Genomic DNA, 5,761 nt, shown 5'->3' with positions numbered 1-5,761 from the left:
GCATGCTTGTGGATTCGAATGGGCAATCCACGTCGATATCCGTATTCCCCCGCGACAGGACCTAATCCATAGCAATCAAATCCTTGATTTACCAGCCAATCTGAGCCGGGGGGATCCAAACAGATGACTGTTGTACTGACGCCATGTTTTTTTAAATTGGGGGCTATTTGACGTATCCCTTCAGCCATGCCTCCGCTGGCTGGGTCCAGAGTGCGTATGACACGAAGAATTTTCATAGATTTTTCAGCTCTAATTGGATGATAAAGGCGCCCCCTTCCAGGCCCTTTCACGTGTTGTGTGGGATTTATCTCGAAGGTTTTTTAAAGCAGATTCAAATTGTGTAAGTATGGATTCTCGGCCAAAATAGTTTTCTGCAGCACTCCGACCTTTTGCTCCAAGTCGTTCTCTCAGTTTTCTATCAGATGCAAGCTGTCGAATGGCCTTGGCAAAACCCTTGTCATCCCCTGGTTCTACGCGTATTCCTGCCAGTTCGGCCAGCACACCTAGTTCACTACCGCTCGGTGAGCTTGCTACCACAGGCCTGCCACTGGCGAGGATCCCTAAAAGTTTAGACGGCAGAACTAGGTCTGCAGCCTTCGCTTTCTGTGGCAGCAAATGTACATCGGCTAAATTTAGCCATCTATTGAGATTCTCTGGAGGTTGCAGCGGTAGAATTAATACATTTTTGTAACACTTGGTGATTGAGATGAGTTCGGCTTTTGTGGGCCCCTCGCCTGCAAATATCCATAGCAAGTTAGGCATATCGGCTAATTCCTTAATCGCTTGTGCTAATATATTCAGGCCTTGCTTTTTGTTCATGGAGCCTGAATATTGAAGTACGAGCGTCCCTTCGCTAATATTTAACTCGCTTCGGTAGGGATTGTTAAGCTTTTGAATTCCTTCCTCTGGCGCGATTTCTTTCAGATCCACCCAATTAGGCAATAGGCAGGCGCTCTCCGTCTTCACCCCTTTGACGATCGCCCTTTGCCGCATCGCCTCGCTTATTGTGCTGATTTTGTTGAAGCCTTCAAGGGTACTGCGTTCCCAGTTTTCGGCGAGTCTCCGGATCCACCTGCCCTTCAGTATCCCCAGTTCAAAGGCCGCATCCAGCTCAAAGTCCTGGATATGTAGCCAGGTTGTTGTGGCCTCGCCACACAGTTTGCCTAGCAGTAGGGCTCCCGGTGCACAGAAGAAGGCAGGTGCCACCGTGAGCACCACATCCGGTCGCCACTTCCGTTGGGCCAGAAGCACTGGCAGGCTACTGAGGGCAAAACTTGCCAAGTGAACCAGCCTGCTTAGTCCACTCGGGCGCCTGGGTACCCACAGGGGGCAGCGCCAGATGTCCACTCCTCGCCTTTGTTCCCTTCTGTAGCGGTTCGCCACCGCCCGCCATTGGGGAAAGTAGGGCGGTGCCGTGATGACACGCACCTCATGGCCCCTGCCCGCCAGCCATTCAGCCAATTCGCCGCTGTACTTGCCTATGCCCACAGGTTCAGGGGCGTAGTTCAAGCCGTAGAGCAGCAGCTTCATCCCTGATTTCGATTGGGTTCAGCATGAGTATGCGCAGGCTTTTGCTTTTCCGCCCACAGCGGGCAGACGCTTGCGTAACCGTTTCTGTCAGCTTGCCCAGATCGACCCCCTGGCCTGGGTTTTGGCCGATTGCGAGTGCTACGGTCCAGGCCAGCTGCGTCGATTAGATCCCGCCATGCGCGATGCCATCACTGGGCTGATTGGTCGCTACGACCAGCAGGGCCGCTACCTCGACCGTTCCGCGATCGATCGGATCTCCTCCTACTACTCCGAGTCTGGCTTGCGCCTGGCGGCGGTGGAGCTGATCAACCGGGAGGCGGCGGCGATCGTGCGTGAGGCAGCCCAGCGCCTCTGGTTGGCCGATCCAGAGCTGATCCTCCCCGGCGGCAACGCCTACACCACGCGCCGGCTTTCTGCCTGCCTGCGGGACATGGACTATTTCCTCCGCTACGCCAGCTACGCCCTGATCGCCGGCGATCCCACCATCCTCGATGAGCGGGTGCTCAACGGTCTCGACGACACCTACAAGAGCCTGGGGGTGCCGACCGGCCCGACCGTCCGCAGCATCGCTCTGCTGGCCGATGTGGTGTGCGAACTGCTGCTGGATACGGGTGTGAGCGACACCACGGCCGTGCGCGCACCCTTCGAACACCTCTGCCGCGGCCTTGGCGCCACCAACCTGCGGGCGCGATAGGGCTTCAGGTTCCATGCTGTTAACCCAGGCCCCGTCTTTTCTCCCTGTGCTGCCTCCAGTCAATTCAGCCCATCGCCTCGCGCTGGCCCCGATCGCCACCCCCGACCGGCTGCTGCTTGGCCCGGGCCCATCCAACGCCCATCCGACCGTGCTCGAGGCCCTGGCCCGCACTCCGATCGGCCACCTCGATCCCCTCTACATCGTGCTGATGGGGGAGGTGCAGGAGCTGCTGCGATACGCCTGGCAAACCGACAACCGTCTCACCAGTCCCATGAGTGGTACCGGCAGCGCCGCCATGGAGGCCACCCTGGCCAACACGATCGAGCCCGGTGAGAAGGTGTTGGTGGCGGTGAAGGGCTACTTCGGCCTGCGCCTGGCCGACATGGCAGGCCGCTACCGGGCCGAGGTGGTGACGATCGAGAAGCCCTGGGGGGAGGCCTTCAGCCTCGAGGAGCTGGAGCAGGCCCTGGTGAGCCACCGCCCCAAGATCCTGGCGATCGTGCATGCCGAAACCTCCACCGGCATCTGCCAACCCGTCGAGGGGATTGGCGACCTCTGCCGCAAGTACGACTGCCTGCTGCTGCTGGACACGGTGACTTCCCTGGGGGCGGTGCCCATCTACCTGGATGAGTGGAAGGTGGACCTGGCTTACAGCTGCTCCCAGAAGGGCCTGAGTTGCCCGCCGGGGCTGGGCCCCTTCAGCATGGGGCCGCGGTCGGAGGCCAAGATGCTGGCCCGGGAGGGCAAGGTGCCCAACTGGTACCTCGATGTCAGCCTGCTCAACAAGTATTGGGGCAGCGATCGTGTCTACCACCACACAGCGCCCGTAAATATGAATTTCGGCCTGCGCGAGGCTCTGCGGCTGCTCGCCGAGGAGGGTCTAGAAGCAGCCTGGGCCCGCCACCGCAGCAATGCGGAGCGCCTCTGGGCAGGCCTGGAGCGCCTGGGCCTGGAACTCCATGCCCCCCAGAACCTGCGCCTTCCCACCCTCACCACCGTGAGGATCCCAGTCGGCGTCGATGGCAAGGCCTTCAGCCTCCATCTGCTCAACCGCCACGGCATCGAGGTGGGCGGCGGCCTCGGCGCCCTCGCGGGCAAGGTGTGGCGCATCGGCCTGATGGGCTACAACAGCCAGCCCGAAAATGTTGACCGCTTGCTCAACTTGTTTGAAAGCGAGTTGCCGGCTTTCCGGCCCGGGGCAGCCCTTGCTGGCGCCGCCGTTTAAACCATTCCCCCAGCTGGGCTGAGGCCTGGTCCGCCAGCAGGCCGCCAACCACCTCCAGCCGGTGGTGGGCACTGGCGTGGCTGGCTAGGTTGAGACAACTTCCCAGGGCCCCGCGCTTGGGATCGGCTGCGCCGAACACCACCCTGCCGACCCGCGCCTGCACCAGCGCCCCGGCACACATGGGGCAGGGTTCCAGGTTGACCACCAGGGTGCAGTCGTTGAAACGCCAGTCGCGCCGCAGCCGTGCAGCCTGCCCCAGGGCGACCAGCTCGGCATGGCCCAGGGGGTCGCCATCGTTTGAGCGGCGGTTGCTGCCCCAGCCAATGCACTTGCCGCATCCATCCAGCAGCACTGCCGCTACGGGAATTTCGCCCCTTCCCCCAGCCCTGGCGCCCTGGCGCAACACACGCTCCATCCAGAGCTCCAGCAGCTCAGGCGGCGGTTTGTTTGCTGGTGGAACTGCCACTGGCAACTGCATGCGCGGTTCCCCCCCTTGTAGTCCACCTTCCAGGGGGCCCGCAGGTGAGAATGGGGAGATCTGTTGCTGACCCGTTGGCAAGCTCGCCACCTGCCCCGCAGGCGATCCAGCCCCTGCCCTTTGCCAGCCCAGAGCAACTGGATCCCCAGCTCCAGGACTTCCTGGAGCTGGCCTCGCGCCAGCTGTGCACCTGGCTGGGGAGTGCCAGCCAGCGTTCCCCCCTGCCGGGTCTGGGCGTGCTGCCGGCGGTGGAGCCCCAGGCCCAGGGCCTCGGGCCCGAGCAGCTCCTGTCCGATCTGCAGCTGGTGATGGATGGGGCCTACAACCCCAACCATCCCGGCGCCCTGGCCCACCTGGATCCCCCGCCCCTGGCGGCCTCCATCGCAGCCGAGCTGATCTGCGCTGGCCTGAACAACAACCTGCTCGCCGAGGAGCTCTCCCCGAGCCTTACCCGGCTGGAGCGCAGCCTCACCGCCTGGTTGGCTGGCCAGCTGGGGATGCCCCCGGGCAGTGGTGGCGTGGGGGCCAGTGGTGGCACCCTCTCCAACCTGATGGCCCTGGTTGCCGCCCGGCGCAGTAGGGGTTTGGCCACCGAAAGTCGGGCGGTGGTGGTCGCTAGTGCCGACGCCCATGTCTCGATGGCCAAGGCGCTGGCGGTGATGGGCCTGCCGCCCGAGGCCCTCTGCCCGATTGCGGTGGATGGTGCCGGCCGCCTGCTCCCCCACGCCCTCGAGCAGGAACTGGACCGGTTGGAGCGGGCCGGCCAGCCGGTGATTGCCGTGGTGGCCACGGCCGGCACCACCGTGCGCGGCGCCGTGGATCCCCTGGAGGCAATTGCCGACCTCTGCGCCAAGCGGGGCTTGTGGCTGCATGTGGATGGGGCGATCGGTGCCGTTTTTGGCCTGGTACCAGCGCACCGTTTCCGGGTGGCTGGGCTGGAGCGCGCCGATTCGATCACGATCAATCCCCAGAAGGTGCTGGGCATCACCAAGACCTCCTCCCTGCTGTTGCTGGCCCAACCCCAGGCCCTGGCCCAGGCCTTTCAAACCGGCCTGCCCTATATGGAGCCCAGCTGGGGCGGGGGCCATGGCGGTGAAACGGGCCTGCAGGGCACCCGCCCGGCAGAGGTGCTCAAGCTCTGGTTGGGCCTGCGTCAGCTGGGTCTCAGTGGCATCGGCGCCGTGCTGGACGGGGCCATAGCTAGGCGCCGCCAGCTCCAGGCCCTGCTGGGTGCGAGCGAGCGTCTGCAGTTGCGTTGCGGCTCCTTCCACCTGCTGGCCTTCACCCCCCGGCAGCTGGATGTCGGGGCGGCGGCGCACTGGAGCCAGCAGACACGCCAGCTCCTGCTCCAGCACCAATTGATGCTCTCGCGGCCCCACTACGGCGGCCGCCACCATCTCAAGGCCGTGCTGGGCAATCCCCACACCCGCAGCGAGCACCTCGAAACGCTCGCCGGCCTCGTGCAAACCAGCCTGGTGGGCCTGCCATGAGCGGGCCCGAAGCCCAGCCGGGCCGCTGGCTTGCGATCGTGACTGGTGCGATTTCGATCCTGATCGGCGTGCTCTACCTGGCCCTGATCGCAGTGCTGGACAGCCGCGGTCCGCTCCAGCCACCGCCACCGGAGGCGATGGGGGGGGGGGCGGCAGAGGTGCAGCTCACTCGCTCGGAGGCCGGGGCGCCAAGCTCGGCTGCCTTGCCTGCAGGGGCTGCACCACCCGGTTGAGGGCCGCCTCGAGGAAACGGCTCAGGGCCCCCTCGCGCCGGTTTAGGTCGTATTGCTGCTGCACCACCTCCTGCAGACCGCCATCACCCCACTCCTGGTCTCGCTCGAAGT

5 protein-coding genes and 1 pseudogene are annotated in these 5,761 nt (G+C 63.7%); 3 read left to right on the top strand and 3 right to left on the bottom strand.

The annotated features are described in order from the left end of the window. Positions 1-236: pseudogene (locus tag KBZ07_RS15120) on the bottom strand (hypothetical protein); the annotation flags it as partial. A 13-nt stretch (positions 237-249) separates the two neighbouring features. Next, positions 250-1,530 carry a glycosyltransferase WbuB gene (locus tag KBZ07_RS15115; RefSeq protein WP_254932382.1) on the bottom strand — a complete coding sequence of 427 codons (1,281 nt, stop codon included), beginning with the start codon at positions 1,528-1,530 and terminating at the stop codon, positions 250-252. A 175-nt stretch (positions 1,531-1,705) separates the two neighbouring features. On the opposite strand from KBZ07_RS15115, the gene KBZ07_RS15110 reads away from it, so the two are divergent. Together KBZ07_RS15110 and KBZ07_RS15105 are read left to right on the top strand one after the other, a co-directional pair. Next, positions 1,706-2,224 (top strand): allophycocyanin subunit beta, encoded by a 519-nt coding sequence (locus KBZ07_RS15110; protein WP_254932383.1) that lies wholly within the window; start codon positions 1,706-1,708, stop codon positions 2,222-2,224. Between the two features lie 13 nt (positions 2,225-2,237). Then, positions 2,238-3,449 (top strand): alanine--glyoxylate aminotransferase family protein, encoded by a 1,212-nt coding sequence (locus KBZ07_RS15105; RefSeq protein WP_254932381.1) that lies wholly within the window; start codon positions 2,238-2,240, stop codon positions 3,447-3,449. On the opposite strand, the gene KBZ07_RS15100 is transcribed toward KBZ07_RS15105, so the two are convergent. Further along, complete coding sequence (locus KBZ07_RS15100; protein WP_254932380.1) at positions 3,382-3,927, bottom strand: nucleoside deaminase; 546 nt, start codon at positions 3,925-3,927, stop codon at positions 3,382-3,384. The two genes, KBZ07_RS15105 and KBZ07_RS15100, sit on opposite strands and share 68 nt — an antisense overlap. Before the next feature lie 74 nt (positions 3,928-4,001). Here KBZ07_RS15100 and KBZ07_RS15095 point away from each other — a divergent pair, with 74 nt between their 5' ends. Continuing rightward, the gene (locus KBZ07_RS15095) at positions 4,002-5,417 is read left to right on the top strand and encodes a pyridoxal-dependent decarboxylase (protein ID WP_254932379.1); all 1,416 of its coding nucleotides are present in this window, start codon (positions 4,002-4,004) and stop codon (positions 5,415-5,417) included. Positions 5,418-5,761 lie beyond the last annotated feature (344 nt).

The organism is Cyanobium sp. BA20m-14 (assembly GCF_024346295.1).
This window is presented reverse-complemented; position numbering and strand designations above follow the sequence as displayed.